General features: G+C 42.7%; 26 protein-coding genes. 4 read left to right on the top strand and 22 right to left on the bottom strand.

What is annotated here, in order from left to right; translation table 11 throughout:
- Window positions 1-71: 71 nt before the first annotated feature.
- Window positions 72-614 (bottom strand): tRNA (cytidine(34)-2'-O)-methyltransferase, encoded by a 543-nt coding sequence (locus SM123_RS03085; RefSeq protein WP_024055209.1) that lies wholly within the window; start codon window positions 612-614, stop codon window positions 72-74.
- 333 nt (window positions 615-947) lie between these two features.
- On the opposite strand from SM123_RS03085, the gene trkA reads away from it, so the two are divergent.
- Both trkA and SM123_RS03075 read left to right on the top strand, forming a co-directional pair.
- Window positions 948-2,303, top strand: coding sequence for a Trk system potassium transporter TrkA (gene trkA, locus SM123_RS03080; protein WP_320909801.1), 1,356 nt, complete (start codon window positions 948-950; stop codon window positions 2,301-2,303).
- Between the two features lie 5 nt (window positions 2,304-2,308).
- The gene (locus SM123_RS03075; protein WP_320909800.1) at window positions 2,309-3,748 is read left to right on the top strand and encodes a TrkH family potassium uptake protein; all 1,440 of its coding nucleotides are present in this window, start codon (window positions 2,309-2,311) and stop codon (window positions 3,746-3,748) included.
- A gap of 223 nt (window positions 3,749-3,971) precedes the next feature.
- Here the strand turns inward: SM123_RS03075 and yidD are convergent, their stop codons facing one another.
- From yidD to SM123_RS03005, 14 genes are all read right to left on the bottom strand, one after another.
- Window positions 3,972-4,214, bottom strand: a complete 243-nt coding sequence (gene yidD, locus SM123_RS03070; protein WP_037617183.1) for a membrane protein insertion efficiency factor YidD — start codon at window positions 4,212-4,214, stop codon at window positions 3,972-3,974.
- Window positions 4,211-4,942 carry a pseudouridine synthase gene (locus tag SM123_RS03065; protein ID WP_003005375.1) on the bottom strand — a complete coding sequence of 244 codons (732 nt, stop codon included), beginning with the start codon at window positions 4,940-4,942 and terminating at the stop codon, window positions 4,211-4,213. The genes yidD and SM123_RS03065 overlap by 4 nt, the downstream gene beginning before the upstream one ends.
- Window positions 4,932-5,501, bottom strand: coding sequence for an SMC-Scp complex subunit ScpB (gene scpB / locus SM123_RS03060; protein ID WP_003017403.1), 570 nt, complete (start codon window positions 5,499-5,501; stop codon window positions 4,932-4,934). Before scpB ends, SM123_RS03065 begins: the two co-directional genes overlap by 11 nt.
- Window positions 5,485-6,204 (bottom strand): segregation/condensation protein A, encoded by a 720-nt coding sequence (locus tag SM123_RS03055; RefSeq protein WP_024055478.1) that lies wholly within the window; start codon window positions 6,202-6,204, stop codon window positions 5,485-5,487. Before SM123_RS03055 ends, scpB begins: the two co-directional genes overlap by 17 nt.
- Entirely contained in the window at window positions 6,204-6,935 is a 732-nt protein-coding gene (xerD, locus tag SM123_RS03050; RefSeq protein WP_320909799.1) for a site-specific tyrosine recombinase XerD, read from the bottom strand. The genes SM123_RS03055 and xerD overlap by 1 nt, the downstream gene beginning before the upstream one ends.
- Window positions 6,932-7,393, bottom strand: coding sequence for a cyclic-di-AMP-binding protein CbpB (gene cbpB / locus SM123_RS03045; protein WP_003008353.1), 462 nt, complete (start codon window positions 7,391-7,393; stop codon window positions 6,932-6,934). Before cbpB ends, xerD begins: the two co-directional genes overlap by 4 nt.
- Complete coding sequence (locus SM123_RS03040) at window positions 7,390-7,911, bottom strand: metallophosphoesterase (protein WP_254732877.1); 522 nt, start codon at window positions 7,909-7,911, stop codon at window positions 7,390-7,392. The genes cbpB and SM123_RS03040 overlap by 4 nt, the downstream gene beginning before the upstream one ends.
- Complete coding sequence (locus SM123_RS03035) at window positions 7,884-8,864, bottom strand: nucleoside-triphosphate diphosphatase (protein ID WP_049488452.1); 981 nt, start codon at window positions 8,862-8,864, stop codon at window positions 7,884-7,886. Before SM123_RS03035 ends, SM123_RS03040 begins: the two co-directional genes overlap by 28 nt.
- The gene (racE, locus tag SM123_RS03030; RefSeq protein ID WP_320909798.1) at window positions 8,861-9,655 is read right to left on the bottom strand and encodes a glutamate racemase; all 795 of its coding nucleotides are present in this window, start codon (window positions 9,653-9,655) and stop codon (window positions 8,861-8,863) included. Before racE ends, SM123_RS03035 begins: the two co-directional genes overlap by 4 nt.
- A 77-nt stretch (window positions 9,656-9,732) precedes the next feature.
- Window positions 9,733-9,978, bottom strand: coding sequence for a YneF family protein (locus tag SM123_RS03025; RefSeq protein ID WP_003013425.1), 246 nt, complete (start codon window positions 9,976-9,978; stop codon window positions 9,733-9,735).
- 55 nt (window positions 9,979-10,033) lie between these two features.
- Window positions 10,034-11,284: a diaminopimelate decarboxylase gene (locus tag SM123_RS03020; RefSeq protein ID WP_155167434.1), complete on the bottom strand. Its 1,251-nt coding sequence runs from the start codon at window positions 11,282-11,284 to the stop codon at window positions 10,034-10,036.
- A gap of 95 nt (window positions 11,285-11,379) precedes the next feature.
- On the bottom strand, window positions 11,380-12,066 hold the full coding sequence (locus SM123_RS03015) for a Bax inhibitor-1/YccA family protein (RefSeq protein ID WP_320909797.1): 687 nt from the start codon (window positions 12,064-12,066) through the stop codon (window positions 11,380-11,382).
- A gap of 28 nt (window positions 12,067-12,094) precedes the next feature.
- Window positions 12,095-12,586: an HDIG domain-containing metalloprotein gene (locus SM123_RS03010; protein WP_003005617.1), complete on the bottom strand. Its 492-nt coding sequence runs from the start codon at window positions 12,584-12,586 to the stop codon at window positions 12,095-12,097.
- A gap of 82 nt (window positions 12,587-12,668) precedes the next feature.
- A complete protein-coding gene (locus tag SM123_RS03005) occupies window positions 12,669-13,415 on the bottom strand; it encodes a TrmH family RNA methyltransferase (RefSeq protein ID WP_155167432.1) in 747 nt (248 codons plus the stop codon).
- A 73-nt stretch (window positions 13,416-13,488) separates the two neighbouring features.
- Here SM123_RS03005 and SM123_RS03000 point away from each other — a divergent pair, with 73 nt between their 5' ends.
- Complete coding sequence (locus SM123_RS03000; protein ID WP_023918900.1) at window positions 13,489-13,767, top strand: acylphosphatase; 279 nt, start codon at window positions 13,489-13,491, stop codon at window positions 13,765-13,767.
- 77 nt (window positions 13,768-13,844) lie between these two features.
- Window positions 13,845-14,762 carry a membrane protein insertase YidC gene (gene yidC, locus SM123_RS02995; RefSeq protein ID WP_003008377.1) on the top strand — a complete coding sequence of 306 codons (918 nt, stop codon included), beginning with the start codon at window positions 13,845-13,847 and terminating at the stop codon, window positions 14,760-14,762.
- A 154-nt stretch (window positions 14,763-14,916) separates the two neighbouring features.
- Here the strand turns inward: yidC and greA are convergent, their stop codons facing one another.
- The 7 genes from greA to SM123_RS02960 all read right to left on the bottom strand — a co-directional run bounded on the left by greA (window position 14,917) and on the right by SM123_RS02960 (window position 23,214).
- On the bottom strand, window positions 14,917-15,399 hold the full coding sequence (gene greA / locus SM123_RS02990) for a transcription elongation factor GreA (protein WP_003005389.1): 483 nt from the start codon (window positions 15,397-15,399) through the stop codon (window positions 14,917-14,919).
- Between the two features lie 57 nt (window positions 15,400-15,456).
- Complete coding sequence (mltG, locus tag SM123_RS02985; protein ID WP_438271749.1) at window positions 15,457-16,986, bottom strand: endolytic transglycosylase MltG; 1,530 nt, start codon at window positions 16,984-16,986, stop codon at window positions 15,457-15,459.
- Window positions 16,987-17,045: 59 nt separating this feature from the next.
- Window positions 17,046-17,555 carry a GNAT family N-acetyltransferase gene (locus SM123_RS02980; RefSeq protein WP_173019372.1) on the bottom strand — a complete coding sequence of 170 codons (510 nt, stop codon included), beginning with the start codon at window positions 17,553-17,555 and terminating at the stop codon, window positions 17,046-17,048.
- Between the two features lie 12 nt (window positions 17,556-17,567).
- A complete protein-coding gene (locus SM123_RS02975) occupies window positions 17,568-17,984 on the bottom strand; it encodes a GNAT family N-acetyltransferase (protein ID WP_155167428.1) in 417 nt (138 codons plus the stop codon).
- Between the two features lie 81 nt (window positions 17,985-18,065).
- Entirely contained in the window at window positions 18,066-19,400 is a 1,335-nt protein-coding gene (gene murC, locus SM123_RS02970) for a UDP-N-acetylmuramate--L-alanine ligase (protein WP_003005130.1), read from the bottom strand.
- 9 nt (window positions 19,401-19,409) lie between these two features.
- Window positions 19,410-20,060 (bottom strand): divisome accessory protein ZapJ, encoded by a 651-nt coding sequence (locus tag SM123_RS02965; protein WP_155167424.1) that lies wholly within the window; start codon window positions 20,058-20,060, stop codon window positions 19,410-19,412.
- 55 nt (window positions 20,061-20,115) lie between these two features.
- A complete protein-coding gene (locus SM123_RS02960; protein WP_320909796.1) occupies window positions 20,116-23,214 on the bottom strand; it encodes a pilus expression-regulating Snf2 family helicase in 3,099 nt (1,032 codons plus the stop codon).
- Window positions 23,215-23,309 lie beyond the last annotated feature (95 nt).

The raw sequence follows: 23,309 nt of genomic DNA, 5'->3' as shown, positions 1-23,309 counted from the left end.
CAAAAAAAACTTGCCTAGGCAAGTTTTTGTAACGTCATGGATTACATCGTTCGGGTTTTAATTTTTCGTTTTTATTTGAGCTTGTCATGCTCATAACGATGGCTCAACTCCAGCCCCTTAAAACCTTGCTGACGGAGAGCCTCATAGACAATCATGCAGACGGTATTGGAGACATTTAAACTACGGACATGCTCGTCATTCATCGGAATGCGAATGGCCTTCTCTTCGTGCTGGCGCATAAATTCTTCCGGCAATCCTTTATCTTCGCGTCCAAACAAGAAATAATGGGACTTCCCATCCTGATAAGAAACGTCCGAATAGGTCTGATTTGCAAACTTGGACACTAGGTGTACCTGACCGTCGCTCGCTGCTTCCATAAACTCTTCTAGGCTATCATAAAAACGGACATCCAGCTTGTCCCAATAATCGAGTCCTGCTCGCTTCATTTTGCGATCATCGATCGGAAAAGCCATGGGTCGTATGATATGCAAGGGGGAATTGGTCGCCGCACAAGTCCGTGCAATATTTCCCGTATTTTGTGGAATCTGAGGTTGGAACAAGACGATGTGGTTTTGAGCAGCTGACTCTTGGTAGTCCAGTTCTTCAATATTCATACTCGATCTCTTTCTGATAAAAAAATAGCCACACTGCCCGGAGTCAAGCTCAGCAAACAGCGTGGTTACAGCTTCATTAACTTAACTCACAACAGGTTTGAGGTAAATCAACGAAGGTACTTTCTAAGTATAACACTTTTGAAGCTCCTGTCAATAGTTTTTTTAGATTTTTTTAAGAAACTTTACCAAAGTTTTCAATCCCTCCTCGTTCTACTCTTTTGACGATTTTTCCTACTTGTTCTTAGCTTCTCACAATTCCACCAGAAAATCCTTAAAAAAGATGAATTTTTCTTGAAAATAGAGTATGATAGAAGCATACTCTGGAGGTATTCTATGAAAATTATTGTTGTTGGTGGAGGAAAGGTCGGAACGGCCCTTTGTCGTTCTCTCGTTGCTGAAAACCACGATGTTATTTTGATCGAAAAAGACGAATCCGTTCTTAACCATATTACCAAACGATTTGATATCATTGGAATTTTAGGAAATGGGGCAAACTTCAAGATCTTGGAGCAAGCGGATGTTGAAGACTGCGACATCTTCATTTCCATGACCGAGTACGATGAAGTGAATATGGTCTCTGCTGTTTTGGCTAAAAAAATGGGAGCCAAAGAGACCATCGTTCGGGTACGGAATCCGGAATATTCTAATTCCTACTTCAAGGAAAAAAATATCTTGGGCTTCTCCCTAGTTGTCAATCCGGAATTGCTGACAGCACGTTATATTGCCAATATCATTGACTTCCCAAATGCCCTTTCTGTGGAGCATTTTGCCAATGGTCGGGTAGCCTTGATGGAATTTAAGATCAAGCCAGATAGCAATCTCTGCAATATGAGTCTATCCCAATTCCGGAAGAAATATGGAAATGTCATTGTTTGTGCGATCGAGCGTGGAAACGAACTCACCATTCCAAACGGGGACTTTGTCTTGCAACCTCAAGACAAAATTTTCGTAACAGGTAATCGGATCGAGATCGTTCTCTTCCACAACAATGTTCGCCCTCAGGTCATTAAGAGCATGATGATCATTGGCGCTGGGAGAATTGCCTACTACCTACTCAATATTCTTCAAGATGTGCGCCGCAAGATCGATCTCAAGGTCTTAGAGGTCAATCGCGAACGGGCGGAATTCTTTAGTCAGGAATTTCCTGATCTCTATGTCGTCCATGGAGACGGAACTGCTAAAGACATTCTTTTAGAAGAGAGTGCCAATAACTTCGATGCTGTGGCTACTTTGACAGGGGTCGATGAAGAAAATATCATCACCTCCATGTTCTTGAATTCTGTCGGAGTCAAAAAGAACATTACCAAGGTCAACCGAACTAGTCTGTTGGAGATCATTGGCGATCAAGATATGACCAGTATCGTTACGCCAAAACGCATCGCCGTAGACACCATTATGCACTTTATTCGCGGGCGCTACAATGCACAGTTCTCAAACCTAGAAGCTTTGCACCATGTCGCAAACGGCCGAATTGAAACCTTGCAGTTCCAAATTAAGGAAGACAATAAACTAACCCAATATCCCCTCTCTGAATTGAAATTGAAAAAAGGCGTCTTGATCGCTGCCATTATTCGAGATGGTAAGGCGATTTTCCCTAATGGAGATGACCGTTTGATGGTAGGAGATCGGATTATCGTAACCACCTTGATTCAAAATGTCACTAAAATCTACGATTTAGTTGAGAGGTAAGCCTGATGAATAGAAGCATGATTCGTTACCTCTTGTCCAAGCTCCTCTTAATCGAGGCAGCACTCCTGATCGTTCCCTTAGTGGTCGCTGGCATCTATCAGGAACCGGCCAAGGTCTTTGTCTCTATTGGGGTAACCATGGCCATCTTACTTGGGCTGGGGCTCCTTGGTAGTTTTCACAAACCAAAGGACTTTCACATCTATGCTAAAGAAGGAGTCCTGATTGTAGCCCTCTGTTGGATCCTCTGGTCCTTCTTTGGTGCCCTTCCCTTTGTCTTTTCGGGACAAATCCCCAACATTATCGACGCCTTCTTTGAAGTCAGCTCTGGCTTTACAACAACAGGGGCAACGATATTAGATGATGTGGGTGTCCTCAGCCACTCTCTCCTCTTTTGGCGCAGTTTCACCCACTTGATTGGGGGGATGGGAGTATTGGTCTTCGCCCTTGCCATTATGGACAATAACAAGAACAGCCACCTCGAAGTCATGAAGGCGGAAGTTCCTGGTCCAGTTTTTGGAAAGGTCGTTTCCAAATTAAAAAATACAGCTCAAATCCTCTACTTCTTGTACTTGGGCTTGTTCTTCCTCTTTGTGGTTCTTTATTTCCTTGCCGGCATGCCCCTTTATGATAGTTTTGTCATCGCCATGGGGACGGCTGGGACCGGGGGCTTTACCGTTTTTAACGACGGAATTGCCCACTACAATAGTAGTTTAATCACCTATTTGGTCAGTATCGGGGTTTTAGTCTTCGGGGTTAACTTTAACCTCTACTACTTCCTCATGATCCGAAAATTCAAGGCCTTCTTTAAAGATGAGGAATTGCGGACCTATATCACCATCGTCCTCGTGTCCAGTGTCTTGATCGCTTACAATGTCCTTCATCTCTATGCCAATGTCGCTAAGAGTTTTGAAATTTCCTTCTTCCAAGTTTCCAATATCATCACCACCACCGGTTTTGGTTATGGAACGACGGAAAAATGGCCTCTCTTTTCTCAGTTCATCCTCTTGATGCTGATGGTCATCGGTGGTTCTGCTGGATCGACCGCTGGGGGGCTTAAAGTCATTCGGTGCTTGACCTTATGGCGAATCGCAAAAAATCAGGTTCTTTCGACCTTGTCTCCGAATCGCGTTCTAACCTTGCATGTCAATGATACGGTATTAGATAAGGATACACAGCATCAGATCCTCAAGTACTTTACAATATACAGTTTTATCACAATCGGCCTACTCTTTGTAGTCAGTCTAGACAATAATAACTTCATGACGGTTGTCAGTGCTGTCTTTAGTTGTTTCAACAACATTGGACCTATGATTGGAACAGGTCAAACCTTCTCCATCTTTAGTCCGATTTCAAAACTATTACTTTCCTTAGCCATGATTGCCGGACGGCTTGAAATCTATCCAATGATTCTTCTCTTCCTCCCTAAAACATGGTCTAAACGCTGATAGACAACTCTAGTACAAAATCAACGAGAGTGGGACAGAAATCGGTAATTCGTTAGAATTCGATTTCGTCGTCCCACCTCCGCACAGTTGAGTAGGGCTGTAAAAGCTGATGAAATCAGCGTAGTAGAGCCCACTCAACCACTGCGTCTTGCTCGACAATCCAAAAACAATTGAGAGGCTAGGACTTTTGTCCCAGCCTCGTTTCTGTTTATTTGCGATCGTCCTATTTTGATTCTTCATTTCGCTTCAGACTAAAATGGTCTGGCAAGGGGTCCGGTCCTGCTTTGGTTCCAGGATGGCAACGTAGAATCCTCGCAATCCCCATCAAGACACCTTTCACACCAAAACGTTCAATCGCTTGGATCATATAATTGGAACAGGTCGGTTGAAAGCGACAAGAAGGCGGAAATAGGGGAGAGATCCATTTTTGATAGCCTCTGACCAGCGCAATCAGGATTATTTTCATGCTTTTTTAGATTTAGTCACTGCTAGATTGTGCAACTGGCTGATTTCTTTTTTATTCAAGCGACGGTATTCACCCGGACGTAGTCCTGAGACGTCCAAATTTCCAAATTGGGTCCGAGAGAGTTTATCCACTAAAAGTCCCACAGCTTCAAACATCTTTTTAACCTGGTGGTTACGCCCTTCATGAATGGTCAACTGAACCACTGAACGGTTCTTTTCGACATCCACTTTTAAGATCTCGTAAGTCGCTGGCTTGGTTTTCTTTCCATCAATGGTCACCCCTCGCGTCAAGGGACGCAAGTTTTCCTTATTGGCAATCCCTTTGACACGCGCCACATAGACCTTATCAATTTCATTTCGCGGGTGAATCATCTCATCTGTAAAATCACCATCATTGGTCAAAATCAAGACACCAGATGTATCCCAGTCCAAACGTCCTACTGGGTAGATACGCTCTGGTACTTGAGATAAAAGGTCAACGACTGTTGTCCGCCCTTTATCATCCGATACACTAGAGATGACACCACGTGGCTTATTTAAAAGATAATAGACCTTTTCTTCGTTATAGATTGGAGTCCCCTCTACTTCAACCTGATCACCGGTTTTAATGATGGTCGCTAATTCACGCACAACTTGGCCATTGACCGTCACCAAGCCTTGCTTGATCAGTTCTTCGGCCTTGCGACGACTAGCCACGCCTGCATGGGCAATATATTTGTTAATTCTCATCTAGTTCCTCTGTTCTCTCTGAAAATAATTGACCTTCTTCTGGATCAATGTCCACTTCCTCAACCTTTGGCAATTCCTCCAAATGATTGATCCCCATATAATCCAAAAAATACTCCGTCGTGACATACAAATTAGGACGCCCGAGGACTTCTTTTTTTCCATCTTCACGGATCAGATCAAATGACAGTAGTTTGGTAATAGCACCACTGGAATTGACACCTCGAATATCATCGACCTCCACGCGGGTGATCGGTTGCTTATAAGCAATGATTGACAAGGTTTCAAGGGCAGCCCGAGACAAACTTTGGTTCATAGGCGTTCTAGAATAGTCTCGTAAAACCGAAGCGTAGTCTGCCTTTGTCACCAATTTATAACGGGAAGCTGTCTCCATCAAACAGAGACTCGTATCTGTATCCTCCTGGTATTTTTGGGCCAATTTTTCTAAACTTTGCACCACACCTGTTGGGGGTAAAGAGAGAAGATCTGCGATTTGTCTGGCAGTAATTCCTTCTTCACCCGCTACAAATAAGAGTGCTTCAATTTCAGCTAATTTGCTCATGTTCAATCCTATTTAAGTAAATTTCTCCAAAAGCCCTATCCTGTACCACTGTTACCTCTTGAATCTTGATTAATTCAAGGGTTGCAAGAAATAGGGTAATGACCTCTTGGAGATCCGCTGCTTCTAGAAACAAGTCCTGTAAGAGAACTTGTGAGCGATCGTGGAATCGGTGACGCAGCTGGTCCATCAGATCCTCAATCTTGTATTCATCCTTGACAATGGTTGTATGGTTCTGGCGGAATTCTTCTTTTTTCTTGGTCAATAGTTTTGAGAAAGCCAAGAAGAGATCCACCGTGGTGCGATCATGAAGTAATTCGGTATCGTCATAGACCAATTCCATCTTCGGTTTCGAATAATAGAGGGCGCGCTCCTCGTGCTGCGAGGCCATCAACTCTCCTAATTGCTTGTAAGTACGGTACTCTTCCAGTTGAGAAAGGAGGTCCTGCTCTAGATCCTCTGCTTCATCCATCTCCTCTGCGACCTTAGGAAGAAGTCTACGACTCTTGATCAGGGTTAATTGACTAGCCATCAGCATGTATTCCCCTGCTACCTCTAGTTTCATCGCCTGAAGAGTCGCCAGATAAGCCAGATACTGTTCGATCACCTCAATCAAGGGGACCTCATAGATATCCATCTGGTATTTAGAGACCAAGTGGAGCAAGAGGTCCAAAGGCCCTTCAAAATCTTTAATTTTAATATCCATTATTTATATTTTTCTAATGTCACCATGGTTTTTAGGCCCAATTCACGCGAAATACTAAAGAGATCCACACCGAGTTCACGTTGTTTCAAAATATACTGCTCACGAATCGATTGCGCCGAAAGGTCTTGGTTGCCTTTTTCGATCAAGAAGGCTTCTAATTGTCGGAATCCCCACTGACGGGAGTATGATTTTCCTTTATTATCAAAGAGATAGACACCATCGAGGAAGAGTTGCAACTCATCCAGTAAAGGATCTGGAACTTTTAAAACCCGTTTTTGGCCATCTTTGCCCACTCGAATGACATGAAAGTCCAGCTGAATATCTTCGACTTTGACTTGGAGGATCTCACTTGGCAATAAGCCCATCTCCAGAATCAATAAGGCCATCAAGCGTCCCTGTGGGTTGGTTGATTCTTCCCAAAAATGGGTCAGATCCAATAATTCACGATCATGGGTTTTGGCCGGTTGAATTTTAGGCAAGACCAAACGATGGTATTCAGAAATAAAGCGTTCTTGATACAAATAATATAAAAATTGGTTAACAGCGGATAATTTTCGTTTTTGAACCGCCGGTTTAAAATCTTTAATCGAAGCTTGGTAAATTCTCAAATTTGTCGGTGTCACTTTTCCATGAATTGATTCAATAAATTGGTCCAAATCATAGAAATAGGCTGACTGAGAATTTTCACTTAGTTCTTTTTGATCAATAAAACTTGCAATAAATTCTTTCATTTTGGAATCATCTCGTATTCATTTGAAAAATTATGCATTAGCGAATTGATGGCTTTGAGAATCGATTTCCGCGTAATAATCCCTTGGAAATACCCTTCTTCATCCACCACTGATAAGAAGGAGTCATCCACCAACTTGTGAAGGACTTCTGTCAAATTGAAGTCTAAGCCGATGACCCCGACCTCCTTCTTTGCAACGTCTACGATATCCATCGAAGCAAAAGTCTCCTCAGGAATCTCGTGTTTCAATTGATAAGATAGAATATCCGTTAGGGAGATCGTCCCCACAAACTTGCGTTCATCCGTCACTACCGGGATGCGACTATAGCTAATCTGACTCAACAGCAAAACCGCATGGTCTACATTGTGGGTATCAATCAAGACCGCTAAATTTTTGGCAGGAGTTAAGAACGTCTCTTCCTGCGCCAGTAAGAAACGCTCAAATTCCTTTGCTATCATCTGCTAAACTCCTTTGTCAATTCAGGGTACAATTCATGATCTCGCGTATAATACTCTACCTTGAAGTTCGAATCGGTAATCTCTATCTTGGCATACAAACACTCGCGAATCAGACCACGAGGTTGGCTAATGGATCCAGGATTCACAAAGAGGGTTCTTCCTTCCTTCCAAGCATCTGGAATATGAAGGTGGCCGTATAGACAGATATCTGCTTCCTCCTCTTGGGCCCACAGATCCAATTTTTGAAAACTAAAATTGATCTGGAAGAGATGTCCGTGGGTCTGGATGATCCGTGTTGGCCCCAGTTGGGTCACCAAGCGTTCCGGATAGCCTTCATAAAAATCCATATTTCCTTGGACAACGTGGATCCCTTCCCAGACAGGATCATCACTTTTTAGTTCAGAATCCCCATTGTGAAAGATCCCATCGACCTGACCTAGGTATTTTTCTTTAATAGCTTCAACAATGGAGCGGTCTCCATGCGAGTCACTCATAACGATGATTGTTTGCTTTGCCATGATGGAAATACCTCCAATAACTTTTTAACAGCTAAAGCACGATGTGATTGTGTATTTTTTTCTTCTAGCGTTAATTCAGCAGCAGCACGGCCCGTTTCCCCAACTAAGAAGAGAGGGTCATATCCAAAGCCATGTTCCCCTTTGGGCTCAAAATTAATATACCCTGGCCAATCTGCTTCCACCACTAGGCTTTCCTTGCCTGGTCTTGCAACCACCAAGGTCGTATGGAACTGAGCTGAGCGATCTTTCAAGTCAAAAACCATGGCCAATTCGTGCAACAATTTCGCATTGTTTTCCGCATCTGTCGCACCAACTCCCGCAAAGCGAGCTGACCAAACTCCTGGTAAGCCTCCCAAGATATCCACCTTCAAACCTGAATCATCCGCTAAGACTGTTTTCCCAGTTAGCTCTGCAATGGTTTCAGCTTTTAGGCGGGCATTCTCTTCAAAGGTCATACCTGTCTCTTCGACTTCTGGAAGCTCTGGGTATTGATTGAGATTTTCCACTTCAAAGCCCAGCTTTTCAAACATATTACGGAATTCTTTGGTTTTTCCCTCATTTCGAGTCGCAATAAGAATCGTATCTTTGACCTTGTCTTGACCCAAGAAGGCTTCCAAATCCACCCCATCACTTGGCAAATGCAAATAGAGCAATTTCCCTTTTTCAACCAAGAGCAAGGCTCCTTGACGCTGTACAATCTCAAAAGCTCTTCCCTTGACTTCATTCAAGATTTCGGTCAAAAAGGTTAGAAAACGGAAGGCTGAACCATAGCGCATCACCGATAGATTGAGAGGGAATCCTTCAGGATCCTTGGCAAAGAGAAGTTCCAGCTGGTCTAACAGAGTGGAAGCTTCCGCAGGAACTTGACTAAATTGGTTGTAGTCTGCATCTTCTCCCCATTGGGCAATATACCAATCTTGGGGATCTTTGTATTCAAATAGTTTGTCACTCATAAATTTATGTGCTCCACATTCACTGAACGTTCTAGCCATTTTTCGGCAATCGCTGCAAAGCTATTGGCATTTGCAGTGGTATAAAAGCGGTGGGTCTGCTCTAAGAGTTCGCGACTCTTATTGAGCTCAAAATAGTTTAATAAAACGGAAATATCCCGAACACACTCTGCCCCACTATCAATCAATTTGACATCCGGTCCCATCACATTTTGAATGATCGGTTTTAAAAGGGGATAATGGGTGCATCCCAAGACTAAGGTATCAACCTTTCCAACTAGTGGTTTTAGGGTTTCGTAAACCACCTTTTTGGTCACACTGGATGCCAACTCGTTTGATTCCACTAAAGGAACAAACTTGGGACAAGCTAAACTGGTGACTTTCATATCTGGTGCTAGACTTTGAATCTTCTCTTTATAAATTCCAGAAGAAACCGTCATCGGTGTCCCAATGACCCCAATTTTTTGATGGGTCGTCGATTTAATGGCTGCAGAAGCTCCGGGCAAAATCACTCCTAAAACAGGAATATCAAGTTTCTCCTTGACTTCTTCCCAAACAACTGCCGTCGCTGTATTACAGGCTAAGACAATCATCTTGACATTTTTGGTCAGAAGGAAGTTCACCATCTGCCAAGTATACTCGCGAATTTGGTCTGCTGGTCTAGGACCATAAGGTGCACGCGCTGAATCTCCAATATAGACGACATCTTCGTGAGGAAGCTGACGGAGCAATTCGCGGACAACAGTCAGGCCACCTACTCCAGAATCTAAAAAACCAATCGGTCGGTTATCCATATCTCTTCCTTCCAAAAGGAGGGACTAAGAAATTCCTCCAAGCCCCTCTCATTTATTATCGTGAGATTGCCCCACTCTTATTTTTTCTTGTTTTTCGCCATTGCTGATTTTTGTTGGTTCACAATTTGGCGATAGACTTGTTGAACTTTTGCTTCGCTTGGACGTTGGCCGCTGGCACCTAAAAGCGTACGGACTGCTTCAACATTCAAACGTGGGTTTGATGCAAATTCTTTTTCAAATTGACGACGAAGCAAGAACATTCCTGCAATCATCCCACCAAAGAAAGCTAAAATAATCAACAAAATTCCTAAAAAGAGATTCATACAATTTTCTCCGATCCATTATTTTTACATAACTATCATTATATCAGACAATCGCTTATTTTTCAATGTCAAAGCCGTAGAGTGTCGCAAGATAATCTTCTGGTTTTTCTGCGCGACGAATCAAACGGGCCTGCCCATCTTCTTGAAGCAAAACTTCTGCTGAACGCAACTTAGCATTGTACTGATACCCCATTGAAAATCCATGGGCTCCAGTGTCATGGATCACGAGCAAATCTCCAATCTCCGTCACAGGTAGTTCTCGTTGTTTGGCAAATTTATCGTTATTCTCACAGAGACTTCCCACGACATCGACCACTTCAGTCAGTTCCTCTGGACGATCCATATTGGTAATATGGTGATAAGCACCGTACATAGCCGGTCTAAGAAGGTTCACAGCTGAAGCATCAACCCCGACATAAGTCCGGTAAGTTTTCTTTTTATGCGTCACTCTGGTTACTAAGAGGCCGTGTGAAGCCAGCATAAAGCGACCAAGCTCGGTATAGATTTTCACATGACCAAGTCCTGCCGGTTTGAGAATCGCATCAAAGACGCGGTGTACGCCCTCCCCAATAATGGCAATATCATTTGGTTCTTGCTCTGGCTTGTAATTGACCCCAACCCCACCAGAAAGGTTGATGAAGCCCAAGTGGACACCTGTTTTCTCGACGACTTCTACTGCTAATTCAAAAAGTTGACGCGCTAGCTCTGGATAGTAGTCGTTGGATACAGTATTAGAAGCTAATAAAGCGTGAATGCCAAACTCTTCCACACCTAGTTCTTTCAACTCGATAAAGGCTTGGATCAATTGCTCCTTGGTCATTCCAAACTTGGCTTCTTCAGGATTGTCCATAATATCGGTTCCCAGTTCAAAAACTCCACCAGGATTATAGCGGCAAGAAATGACCTTGGGAATGCTAGTCACAGACTTCAAGAAAGCAATGTCTTCATAGGCGTCCAGATTGATCGTTGCCCCTAATTCTCTAGCATAGACAAATTCATCTGCTGGCGTATTGTTAGAAGAAAACATGATCTCTTTTCCACTAAAGCCCAGTTTATCCGCCATTAACAATTCCACGTAGCTGGCGGTGTCGACACCACAGCCCTCTTCTTGCAAAATTTTTAGGATCGATGGGTTAGGAGTCGCCTTGATGGCAAAGTATTCTTTAAAACCTTCATTCCAAGCAAAAGCTTGATGGAGAGCACGAGCCGTTTCACGAATTCCTGCTTCATCATAGAGATGGAAAGGGGTAGGAAATTCTTGGGTCAGACTTTCTAATTGTTCACGGGTTACAAAGGGTGTTTTCATAAGCGCTCATTTCTATTCTTTAGTCACTATTAGTATAGCACAAGTCGAAAGACAAAAAAAGCCGAGGCAACTGCCCCAGCTCAATCTCTCTTTGATTAGTCGTTTCTTCCGAAGATACGAAGAAGGCTGATAAAGAGGTTGATAAAGTCAAGATAAAGTTCCAAAGCCATCGCTACTGCCCAACCTGTAGCAGGTTGACCATTTGTTTGATCATAGACAAAGCGAATCTTTTGGTTATCCCAAGCTGTCAATCCTGCAAAGAGGAAGACAGAGATAATACTCAAGATATAGTCCATTCCAGAACTTCTCAAGAACATGTTCACAACAGAAGCAATGATCACACCGATCAAGACTCCCATCAAGGCACGTCCCATTCCAGACAGGTCTTTTTTCACGACGCGTCCGATAGCTCCCATGACAATAAACATCAAGGCACTGACCAAGAAAGCCTTATAGACAGTTGCTTGCATGTAGCGAGCAATGATAAAGCTCAAGGTAAAGCCATTCAAAGCTGAGTAGATCAAGAAGATCGGAAGAGCAGACGGGCTATTTTTAACAGCCTTCCCACTTGCAACAAAGACCAAGATCAATTCTACAACCACTGCTGCGTAGTAAACCATTGGTGCGGTTGTCAAGATTTGTACGAAGAAGTCTTGAAAGACTGTCATCATCAGGCCAGACACAAGGGCTGAAATCCCCACACCGATCCCAACTAATGAGTAGATTTTGTTATAAAAAGCATTCAATCCACTTTGTTCTTGGATTACTGAATCATTATACATATTAACAAGTTCCTTTCAAATTTGTTTACTACGATTTTAACATTTTTCGATGAAAAAATCTCCTTTTAGCCATCTTTTTACGCCATGGTTCTGAAGCTTCTTTAACAGCCCAGTATTTATCCACCATGGTCACTACGAAGGATTCTTTGTAGCGAGGCGGGGCAAGGGTAGCTCCCCACATGTGTTTAATGATGATGTCTTCTTCCTTGGCATTGAGATCTGTAATCTTTCGCGCATTTCTCACGGCGATGCGGGGATGGATCCAGGCGTGACTCTTGGTAAACTTGGTCTCGCGCCAATCATAGTAAAAGAGGTCATGCAAGAGCCCACCCCGAGCCGTACTTTTGGCATCCCAGCCAAATTTTTTTGCCAATTTATAACTAGTATAGCTAACATGAATGGAATGCTCCAAACGATTGGAATGAATATGGTGGGGAATGTCGGCTAATTTTTGAACCTTAGGATGCTGGATCAGATGGCCTACATAGGTCATGTATTCTTTGTCACGATGATATTGCATAAGATAACCACCTTTCGTTGATAAGCTCTCCCAATAAGATCTCCATCAACTTCTTCTTACAGGTTAAGTATACTTCTTTTTCTCAAAATTTCCTTAAAGAAAACATCAAAATTCCTGCTGCCACTGCAACATTCAAACTCTCGGCCCGACCTGGCATAGGAATATGAACCAGCTGGTCTGCTTGTGCCGCCATTTCCTGGCTGATGCCATTTCCTTCATTCCCCATAACCAGAATAAACTGATCGGTCTGAGAAAGCTGACGGTAGTCAATGGAAGCTTCTGAAAGCGTCGTTGCGAGAACTGCTAGATGAGATTGCGCAGCTCGCTCCAATAGTTCTTCTCGATCCAGTTTCCAGATAGGAATATGGAAATGACTGCCCTGCATGGATCGAAGGGTCTTGAGACTGTATAGATCTGCGGAGGCTTTCGAAAGCATGACGCCATCAAAACCTGCTGCATCTGCTGTTCGAATCATCGTCCCTACATTGCCAGGATCCTGTACATCCTCCAAATAGAGGAAGCGTCCTTGAAGCTGATCCGGAAGCTCTGGCTGATCCAGAGCGATCTCTGCGACAATCCCTTGCGGAGTCTTCGAATCTGCCAAGAGACTTAAGATCTCCGGAGTCACGACGGTGACTTTTTGGATGTCCTCTACCCGGTCTAAATAGGCTTCTAAAACAAAGACCTGCTGAATCTTCGCTTGATTTTCTACTGCTTCTTCAAACAGATGCCAGCCTTCAATGAGATAAGAATCTGTCCGGTATTTTTTTTGATGTAATTTTTTAGCATTTTTGATTACATTATTGGATTTAGACGTTATAATATTCATAGAACTATTATAGCACAAAGAAAAAGAAGAAATCATGCCTCAGATAGATTTCTTCGAGTCAAGGAGGTCGCACATGCAAAAGGTAAAAATGATTGCCCAAGGACGGGTTCAAGGGGTTGGCTTTCGCTGGGGAGTGTACAGTCTTGCTTTAGAGATCGGTGGGATTACTGGCCGTGTCTGGAATAATGACGACGGAACGGTTGGCATTCTGGCCCAGGCAGAGTCTAGTAGCCAAATGGCCAAATTCATTCAAGAAATTCGCAAAGGTCCTACACCTTTTGCACATGTAACTTATTTAGATGTTACGCTCGCAAACTTTGAAAACTATACAGACTTTAAAATTGCAAATTAAGACTAGAGAACTATTGTGTATTTTAAAAAAAAACAGTAGAATAGAAAGGTAACATTTTAAAAAAGAAGGAACTATTTGTGAAAAAAAATAAACTTGCATTACTTGCATCGATGGGACTAGCTTCGCTTGTCTTCTTGTCAGGATGCGTGAGTGTCGATCGGAAAACTGGAAATCCGACTGGATTGATCTGGAATCTTCTTGGCCGTCCGATGGGCGAAGCCATCAAATTCTTTGCCAACAACCTTGGCTTGGGCTTTGGGATCGGGATTATTATCGTCACCTTGATCGTGCGGTTAATCATCTTGCCACTTGGTTTGTACCAATCATGGAAGGCAACCTACCAATCTGAAAAGATGAACTACTTAAAACCTATCCTTGGGCCAATCCAAGAGCGCATGAAGAACGCTAGCACACAAGAAGAAAAGCTATTGGCGCAACAGGAATTAATGGCTGCTCAACGTGAAAATGGAGTTAGCATGTTTGGTGGAGTTGGGTGTTTGCCACTCTTGATCCAAATGCCATTCTTCTCAGCTCTCTTCTTTGCAGCTCAACACACCAAAGGGGTAGCAGATAGTAGCTTCCTTGGCATTGCTCTCGGCAAACCAAGCTTGCTCTTGACAGCAATCGTAGCAGTTCTTTACTATATCCAAAGTATGCTCTCTCTTCATGGAATTGAAGATGAAACCCAAAAGGAAAGCATGCGCAAAGCATCACTGATGAGTCCGATTATGATCGGTGTCTTCTCATTGATCTCTTCAGCCGGAGTGACTCTTTACTGGGTAGTCGGTGGGGTGATCCAAATTATCCAACAATTTGTCATCAACTACTTGATTCGTCCAAATCTTCGCAAGCGCGTCGCTGAGGAATACAAAAACAATCCTCCAAAAGCGACTAGTCACCGCGTGAAAAAAGATGTCACACCTACTGCAACGACACAAATCCAACACAAACCAAAAAACAACCGCAATGCAGGAAAACAACGCAATAGAAAGTAGTACAAACTACTAATTCTAGCGGTATACAGTAGCACTTGAACCCAAGGTTCAAGTGCTTTTTTTGATATCGTTCAGTCAGCAAAGAATTTTCACTCTCACAAAAAGATTAAGAGCACAAAAAAACAAGCCCTCTTGGAGGGCTTGCGTTTTATAGTTACGCTGTTTTTTCTACGTTCAAAATTTTCACTTGGTAGCTTCCAGCTGGTGTCTCAACAGTGACAACGTCACCTGTCTTCTTACCAATCAAAGCGTGACCGATTGGGCTTTCGTTAGAAATCTTTCCTGCAAAGGCATCTGCCCCTGCTGAACCAACGATGCTGTATACTTCTTCATCTGTTTCGCCAACTTCTTGAACTGTAACGGTTTTTCCAATCGCTACTTCGTCTACTGCAACAGCGTCACTATCGACGATTTCCGCATAACGGATTTTTGTTTCCAAGCTAGAGATTTGACCTTCCACAAAAGCTTGTTCATCTTTTGCTGCTTCGTACTCAGAGTTTTCTGAGAGGTCACCATATGAACGAGCGATCTTGATCCGTTCTACCACTTCAGGTCGACGGACCAATTTCAATTCTTCTAATTCTTGTTCCAATTTTTCTTTTTCTGCTAGGGTCATTGGGTATGTTTTTTCTGCCATTATTCTTCTCTTTCTATTATTTGAATGAAAAAGCTGTGGACGCGCCACATGCTTTTTCTAGTTTGAACTTGCTTGTGTCAATTTACTATTGACGTGTTCTTCAACATTTTTATTGTGTTCTTCGTATGTCTTAGCGAAGAAAACTTCACCATTTTCGACATTTGCGACAAAATACAAGTAATCGGTCTTACTTGGGTTCACCGCCGCTTCGATCGCTGATACTCCAGGGTTATCCACTGGGCCAGGCATCAAGCCGGTATTCTTATAAATATTATAAGGTGAATCCAGCTCTGTATCGATCGTTGCATCTTCTTTTAAGGTCGTCTTTTGACCAAGTTTCCCTTCGGCATAAAGAATTGCAATATTACTTTGCAAAGGCATATCTTGGTTCAAACGGTTATAGAAGACACTCGCGATATCTTTGCGGTCCTGATCCGTCGCCCCTTCTTTTTCAACCAAGGAAGCAAGAGTCAATACTTCGTTTACATTGATGTTCTTGCTCTCAAGTGTTTCATAGTATGGGCTTAAGTTTTGATCCATTGCCGCAAGCATCTGATCGATCATCTCTTTCACTGTGGTATCTTTCCCATAGTTATAAGTTGCTGGGAAGAGATAACCTTCTAAACGGTAGCGAACACCAGAATCCTTACTTGGCAGATTCGCCAAGAGCTTAGGATATTTGGCCACCATCTTCTCAATAAAGGCATCGTCTTGGACAGCCTTCAAGAAATCTTCTTTCTTAAATGGAGTCTTGCCTGCCTTCTTAGTGGAGACATCGGTGGTGATAGCCGTCGCAATCTGATCGATCGTATAGCCTTCTGGAATCGTCACCTTCCCAAGAACTGGAGCTTGAGGAGTTTTGGTTCCCTCTTCCTGCAGTTTTTGGATGATGGTTTCTAGATCCATGCTCTTTTGCAAATTGAAATAACCAGATTTGAAATTGCTATAGTTCTTGAACTTGGTATAGTAGTTAAAGAACTGACCATTTTTCACGAGTCCTTTTTTCTCAAGGATCGCGCCAATCTCACGATTACTTGAACCTGCTGGAATCTCAACCGTTACGAATTCTGTTGCATTTTTATCCATTGGCTTGACAGCTGAATGGATATAGGTCACAGCAAAGATCCCTGTAGCCACGATCACAATCAGCAAAAGGCTGACCACTGTCCGCACAATTCGTTTAGCGATTTTATTTTGTTTCTTTTGTTTTTGTTGGCGCTGGTTACGAGAAGAGCGCGATAAGCTTTCCTCTACCGGTTCCTGACTTGGTTCTTTTTTAGCAGGCTTTATACGCTCACCCTTTTCTTCCACAGCAGGAGTCGCCTTTACCGGCTCCACTGGTTCTTCTTTGGGAGCCAACGCAGATTCTTCTACTTTTGGAGGTAGTGTTGCTTCTTCCTCCTCTTTCAGTGAAGAAGGGGTTTCAATACTTCGATCAGGTAGATCATACTCTTTTTCGATTTTTAGAAGTTGCTCATTGGCCTCTTCTAAGTCTCTGAGGATCTGCTCTTTGAAGCTTAATAACTTCTCACTGTCTTGTGATTTATCAGTCAAATAATTGACCTCCCTCATCATAATCCTTAATATTATATCTTAAAAGATTTAGAAAAGCAATACAAATCGCTCTTCTTCTTCAAAATACCTATTTAATCAAGTTTTTCATTTTCCCAGACCAGATTGTACCAAACTTCACCCGCATATTGGGATTCTGAGAGACCCTCATTGGTAAATCCTTGCTTTTCATAATAAGGAATCAAATAATCATGACAGGTCAAATTGATCCCTTGGCGATTATCTTTCAACGCAATCTCTTTCATCGCTTCAAGCAAAAGGGTTCCCACTCCCAGTCCTTGAGCTTCTTTAGCAATGGATAGACTCGTAATGGAAATAAAGCCCTGTTCTAACTGACTTAGATCTTCAACCTCTGAAAAAGAGGAATCGATCAAATAGCGCTCCAGTCTAACAGGTCCTTCTAAATAGCCTAAAATCTGACCTCGGCACTCTGCTACAAGAAATGTCGTTTGAATCTTTTCGATGTGATCTTTTAAAATCTCACGCGCAATCGCTTCTTCTTCTGAGAAATTCTCAAGCTCAATACGCTCGATGGCATCCAAATCCTGCAGCTCTGCCTGTCTAATGTGAATCTTTTCTTTCATCATTTACCCCTTCTATCGTTCCCAAACCATATGGACACCTCGATCAGACTCAGCTTCATCTCGAAATCCTTGCTGGGAAAAATAAGATAGCAAGTCTTCTGGGCAATCGATCCAAATGGCTTCCTTTTCCTTTTGAACAGCTAGATCCTTTAAAGCAGCGATCAAAATAGAGCCATAGCCTTGACCTTGAAAGGCTGCTCTCACTGCTAGTCGCAATACAATTAGGTCTCCTTTTAAAGGCTGGTCTTCTGTCGCCAACAAGTAAGCCACAGCATCCCCCGCCTGCTCTGCAAGCAAAGAAATGGCTTCCTTCGAACCTAGCGCTTCCTCAAGAGTGGCCTTGTGCTTCTTTTCTTCATTGTCATGAAGTTCTTCTTCTAGCAACAGCAACTGTTCTTGATCAGCTGGGGTGATTGATCGAATCATCATCCTGCTTTCCTCATCTCATACTCCTTCAGTGGACAGATAAATTTGAGTCTGGAACCAATCGATTCCAGACTCAATCATCTCTTATTGTACACTATGTGTCAAACTAGATAATAAACGCTCAAATGAGTATTCATAGGTTTGAATATCTCCTGCTCCCATAAAGACATAGACTGCATTATCATGGTCAAGAAGAGGAGAAACATTCTCAGCTGTAATAATCGCTGAACGTTTGACAATTTTTGCTTCCAAATCTTCAACTTTCACATCGCCGTGATCGACTTCCCGTGCAGAACCATAGATCTGTGCCAAGTAAACAGCATCTGCTTGATTCAAGGCTTCAGCAAATTCATCCAACAAGGCAATGGTCCGTGTAAAGGTATGTGGTTGGAAAATAGCCACAATCTCTTTACTTGGGTATTTTTGACGGGCTGCATCCAAGGTTGCAATAATTTCCGTTGGATGGTGCGCAAAGTCATCGATGATCACTGTTCCATTGACTACTTTTTCAGTAAAGCGACGTTTCACTCCAGCAAAGGTCTTCAAATGCTCGCGGACTAAATCTAAGTCAAATCCTGCAATGTAAAGCAAACCAATGACTGCTGTGGCATTCATGATGTTGTGGCGACCAAAAGTTGGAATATGGAATTGCCCCAAATCTTCTCCACGGAAATGAACGTTGAAGGTTGAACCAGTCGTTGAACGAAGCAAGTTGCTTGCCACAAAATCGTTCGTCTCCTTATCAAAACCATAGTAATAAATTGGTGCTGATGAGGTAATCCGACGCAATTCTTTGTCTTCTCCGTAGATGAAGAGGCCTTTGCTGATTTGTTTGGCATAATCGTTAAAGGCATTAAAGACATCTTCCAAGCTCGTGAAATAGTCTGGATGGTCGAAGTCAATATTGGTGATGATGCTGTATTCCGGATGGTAAGGCATAAAGTGGCGTTCATACTCATCTGATTCAAATACAAAGTATTTGGCTGCTGCAGAGCCACGACCTGTCCCGTCACCAATCAAATAACTGGTATCAGTGATATTTGATAAGACATGCGAAAGCATCCCTGTTGTTGAGGTTTTTCCGTGTGCTCCGGCAACCCCCATGCTGACGAAGTCACGCATAAATTCACCAAGGAATTCATGGTAGCGTTTATAGGTTAGGCCATGCTCATCTGCATAAGCAATTTCCACATTGTTATCTGGACGGAAAGCATTCCCAGCAATGAGGATCTTGTCGCCTTCCAAATTTTTCACATCAAATGGATAAATTTGAATTCCTGCTTGTTCCAAGCCACGTTGCGTAAAGTAATACTTCTCAACATCTGACCCTTGAACCGTATGTCCCATTTGGTGAAGCATGAGGGCTAAAGCACTCATCCCTGCTCCTTTAATTCCAATAAAATGGTATGTATTAGACATGTTTTCTCCTTATTCTTGATCTAGATGGGTTAAATCCAATTCTTGTTTGATTGGCTGTGGTTTCAACTTGTGCTGATCTTTATTGTATATTTGGCTAGTCTTTAAGAAATCATAATTGTTTTTCTTTTCAGTCGGTTCTGCCACTTCTGGTTCTCCTGCAGATTCGAACTCTGCAAGGATCAACTGATCTTGTCGTAATCGTTTGCTATATTTCAATAATTCACCCGGATTTTCCTTTTGGAAGGGAGCCGTTGGCTGACCAGGTTTCCGTTCTGAAATAAACGGTTTTTTCCGCTTACTTGTAGTAGCTGCTGGATCCGTTGTCAGATAGGGGGCTGTGCGTTTCTTTTTCAGATCTTCACGCGCACGCTCTCTCGCTTCCTCTGCATAACGGTTGGCAGGACTTTTTTTATCAATCGGCTCTTTAAAATCAGGTTTTCTTACTGGCCGTCTTTTCGGTAGGGGCTCTTCTAGTGGTTGATGGTAAGGATGCTTAGGTTTGGTGTTTTCAGCAATCGGTTGCCATTCCAAATAATTTTTATCCACATAGTCGCCTGTAATGTTACTAATCAAGTCTGTTTCATCATACAGGTTCATGTGGGGCATCTCTTTTAACATCAACTCATTATCCCCTACTTGAGGAAAATATTTTTCTGTCATGCTTTCTTCCTTTCGACACTCCATTAATTATAAACTATTCACAGAATTTTTCAAGCTATTCTGACGGAATTCCAAGAATCTCACGAATTTCCTCAACAGATAAGCTGGACCGTGTTTCCGTTCCATCTAAAATTGTTGAGACCAAGTGTCTTTTAGATGCTTGAAGTTCCTGGATTTTTTCTTCAATCGTGCCACGAGTAATCATACGGTAAACTTCAACATTTTGTTCCTGTCCCATTCGATGGGCACGTCCAATAGCCTGGTCTTCCACTGCAGGATTCCACCACAAATCGACTAGGATGACGGTATCGGCTCCCGTGAGGTTCAAACCGACTCCTCCAGCCTTCAAAGAAATGAGAAAAGCATTACGCTCACCTGCATTAAAGGCATTGGTCATTTCTTGACGATCTTTGGCCGGAGTGGATCCCGTGATTTTGAAGGAGGTCATGCCAAGCTGGTCAATTTCCTGCTCTAGGATATCCAGCATGCCTCTAAATTGAGAGAAGATCAAAACCCGGTGTTCGCCATCCTTGATTTGACCCAAAAGATCTCGAAGGCTCTCCAATTTCCCACTATCTCCTTGATAGTCTTCCATAAAGAGGGCGGGGGTATCACAGATTTGGCGAAGGCGCATGAGACCAGAGAGAATTTCCACCTTGCTCCGATTTAGTTCTTCCTCACTAGAGGTTCGAACCCGATCTTGAATTTGTTTTAATTGAGCCAAATAGATCGTTTTTTGACTTTCATCCAATTCATTGTGGTAGATTGTTTCAATCAAGTCCGGTAATTCTTGGAGCACTTCATCTTTTTTCCGTCTCATGACGAAAGGTTTGACAAATCGCGCAATAGTCTCAGGACTCAACTTTTGAAATTCTTTTTTAGCTGGGAAGAGCCCTGGAAGGACAATTTGGAAAATAGACCAGAGTTCTCCCACATGATTTTCAATCGGTGTCCCAGATAAGGCAAACACATGCGGAACCTCAAAGCCACGTAAGTGTTGGGCAATCTTGGTTTGGGCATTTTTCATGACCTGGGCTTCATCTAGAATCAAGTACTCATACTGATTCTTCTGGTATTCCTCCACATCTTGACGGAAAGACGCGTAACTAGTGATAACTACCTGTGGATTGGTTGCGATGAGTTCATCTCGGTGCTGCTTGAGACCATAGACGACCGCCACCTCCATCTGAGGAGCGAATTTTGAAAATTCTTGTTTCCAATTGTAGATGAGACTAGATGGAGCTAGAATCAAGATTTTAGTTTCTTTTTTTGCAACACTGGTCAAGAAGGAAATAGTCTGCAGGGTTTTCCCAAGCCCCATATCATCCGCTAAAATACCACCAAAACCATAATGATTTAACATGGAGAACCATTTGACCCCTATTTCTTGGTAATCCCTTAGGGTCGCTTGGATTGTCATCTGAGGGAGTTGGAAGTCTTCTGGATGAGTCAAATCATGAGCTAAAATTCGAAATTCTTCTGAAAAATGAACATTGTCTTGATCTGCCAACAAATCAGATAGCTGATAAGCGGCAATCCGGCGGGCTTGTAGTTTCCCACCCTTGCTCATTTTCGCCCGCAGATCTGCTAGGGCTCGACTGATTTTCTTGGTTTCTTCATCAAAGACAAGAACTTTACCTGTATGGCTGACAAAATAGTCTTTTTGCCCTACTAGAGCTTTGAGGACCTGGTCCACTTCGGCTGGATCCACACTTTCAAAGTCAAAACCGATCTCCAGTAGACTGCCATTGGTTTTAACATCAATTTTTGGACGCTCCACTTGATAAAGATCTAAAAGGCTATCAGAGAGGGTAACCTCTCCTAAGGCTTCAAAAGCCGGGATCTGTTGGTGAAAGAACGGATAGATTTGCTCACTTGATAACGGACTTCTTTGGGAAGAAAAGTCGTCTGTAAAACCTGCTGCTAGCATGGTTGAAAAGACTTCTTGCTCCTTATCGAAATCACTGGAATAAGGAAGATTAAGGAGTTCCTCACGCGTGGTCACCACACGATCCTGGTATTGAAAGACAACATCCAGTAAAACAGTCTGGTCCTGTGCTAGATCAAAATGAAATTCTGGAGTGAAATCGTGGATTAAAAAGCTGGTCGGAGCTGTTATTTGCCCCAGTTTTTTGAACTCTTTTAAACTATAGGAAAGCTTTGTTTGATCCGTTGGATCAAAATGCAGTCGTTTTTTGCGATCCTGATCCATTGGTAAGTCTTGAATCGCCTTCCATAGGGTTCGCTGTTGGGGCGTCAGGTGATAGAAGACACCATTTCGAAACAGGTAAACAGCAGACTCGACAACCTTCACTTGTGGCTCAGTAATGATCAATTCGTAAAAATCACCATGGTCTTCCACCTGAAAATGAAAGAGATCTTCCTCCCCATGGACATCCTGAAAATAGACTTCAGAAAAATCATACATGCTGTATTGCAAGAGGAAGGAATCCAAATTCATTAGTAATTCTACAGCTTCTTCAAAGAGAGTCGGTGGAAAATAAAGATGGCGCCCAGCATTGGGAAAGAAATCTTGCTCTTTCGAGCCACTATCTGTGACCAAGCCTTGTAGGAAATTGATCACATCCTGACTAGGCCCATCAAATTCTAAGTAAGAAATGGGTTCATAGTAACTTTTGCCAATTGCAAAGTGGCCTTCTTTCTGAAGGGTCTGCAAAAAAGCTAGCACATCTCTGATCACATAAGAACGCTCGTCTGGCAAGCGACGAATGCGAAGAGTCCATAAGAATTGACCAGAGTATTCATCCTCCTGCCCGACTGCTGATAAGACATAGCGTGTTGCTTTCTTTTCGATTTTTGGAAGGACCTGGTCTAAAAACAAACTTCCAAAAGAGACCTTCTCCTGCGTTTCTTCAGTCGCCGTGGCGTCTTCTTCAAGGCTTGTAAGAGCTGCTTTCCCACTGTCATCATTCTTCAAAAAAGCTTCCACAGCTGCTAGATGTGTACAGAATTTTTTCTTTTGAAAGAAAGCACAGCTACAAAAAACAGCATCGTCATCCAAACTGTACCGCAAGCTTTCTTCTTCCACCCGAAAATACAGGTATTTTTCTTTTACTTCCTGAAGGGAAACTTTCCCAGCTTCATAGAGAAGGCTCCCTTGTGAACGAACCTTCCCAGGAATTAATTTTGCCATGTTTACCACCTTAGATTAATCCCTTTATTATACCATATTTAAGAAAAAATTAGAAAAGATAATTTTACTATTAAAAGGATTTTAACTTACTTTTA

Origin of the sequence: Streptococcus sp. S5 (assembly GCF_034134805.1) — a bacterium.
GTDB lineage: Bacteria > Bacillota > Bacilli > Lactobacillales > Streptococcaceae > Streptococcus > Streptococcus lingualis.
This window is presented reverse-complemented; position numbering and strand designations above follow the sequence as displayed.